1 protein-coding gene is annotated in these 1,268 nt (G+C 70.2%); it reads left to right on the top strand.

The window, feature by feature from the left end; all coding sequences use genetic code 11:
- Positions 1-218: 218 nt before the first annotated feature.
- The coding region (locus ACFSL4_RS37580; RefSeq protein ID WP_381092612.1) for an IS110 family RNA-guided transposase at positions 219-1,268 on the top strand (1,050 nt) is incomplete at its 3' end.

Below are 1,268 nucleotides of genomic sequence, written 5' to 3'. Positions count from 1 at the left end.
ATGGCTGTCTGCCCCCTGTCGCACGCATGACCTGGGGGGTGTTGCCGCCGGGCCTCGGGGCACCGCTTGACCGCTGATGAGGGGCCTGACGACCGCCCGGTCCGGCGCAACGCCGGGCCGCTGAGGGCGGGGGATGTCTGCGTAACGTGGTTGCCGGCGTGTGGTGCCGCAGGGACGGCCGGGAGTTGGGGACACGTGAGGAGAGAGGGCACGCGCACATGGTCAACACGACCGCGATAGATCTCTTCCTCGGCCTGGACCTGGGCAAGGAGTTCCACCACGCCCATGGCCGGACCGCGGACGGCAGAACCGTGCACGACAAGCGGCTGCCCAACACCGAGCCGAAACTGCTGGAGCTGTTCAGCAAGCTGGTGGCGAAGTTCGGCACCGTTCTGGTGATCGTGGACCAGGTCGCCAACATCGGCGCACTGCCGCTGACGGCGGCCCGCGCGGCGGGCTGCCGGGTGGCCTACCTGCCCGGATTGTCGATGCGCCGGGCCGCCGACCTGCATCCGGGTGAGGCCAAGACCGACGCCCGCGACGCGTTCGTGATCGCCGAGACCGCCCGGACCATGCCGCACACCCTGCGTGCGGTGGACCGTGACGACGAGGTGCTGGCCGAGCTGACCATGCTCACCGGCTACGACAACGACCTGGCCGGCGAGGTCAACCGCACCACCAACCGGCTGCGCGGCCTGCTCTCCCAGATCCATCCCTCCCTCGAACGTGTGCTCGGCCCACGTCTGGCCTACCCCTACGTTCAAGCACTCCTTGCCCGGCACGGCTCCCCGGCGAAGCTGAGAAAGCTCGGCCGAACCCGCTGCGAGGCCCTGCTCAAGGCACACGGCTCGCGCAAGGCCCACCACCTCACCACCGAGATCTTCGACGCGCTCGCCGAGCAGACCCTCGTCGTTCCCGGCACTGAGGCGTCCGCGCTGATCGTGCCCGGCCTGGCCGCCCAGCTCGCCGCCGCCCACTCCCAGCGACAGGCCACCGAGCAGGAGATCGCGGCCCTGCTGGAGGCCCTCCCTCTTTTCCACCTCCTGACGTCGCTGCCCGGCATGGGCGTCAGGACCACGGCCGCTGTTGTCGTCGCGATCGGTGACGGCAGCGGCTTTCCTACCGCCGGTCACCTCGCTTCCTACGCCGGACTCGCCCCTGCGACGAAGTCCTCGGGTACCTCCATCCGCGGCGAGCACGCACCCCATCGCGGCAACCGCCTGCTCAAACGCGCCTTGTTCCAGGCCGCGTTCGCCGCGATCGGCTGC

The organism is Streptomyces caeni (genome assembly GCF_042678285.1).
In the GTDB taxonomy this organism is placed as follows: domain Bacteria; phylum Actinomycetota; class Actinomycetes; order Streptomycetales; family Streptomycetaceae; genus Streptomyces; species Streptomyces caeni.
The sequence above is the reverse complement of the archived record's forward strand: the minus strand, read 5'-3'. Positions and strand labels throughout refer to the sequence as shown.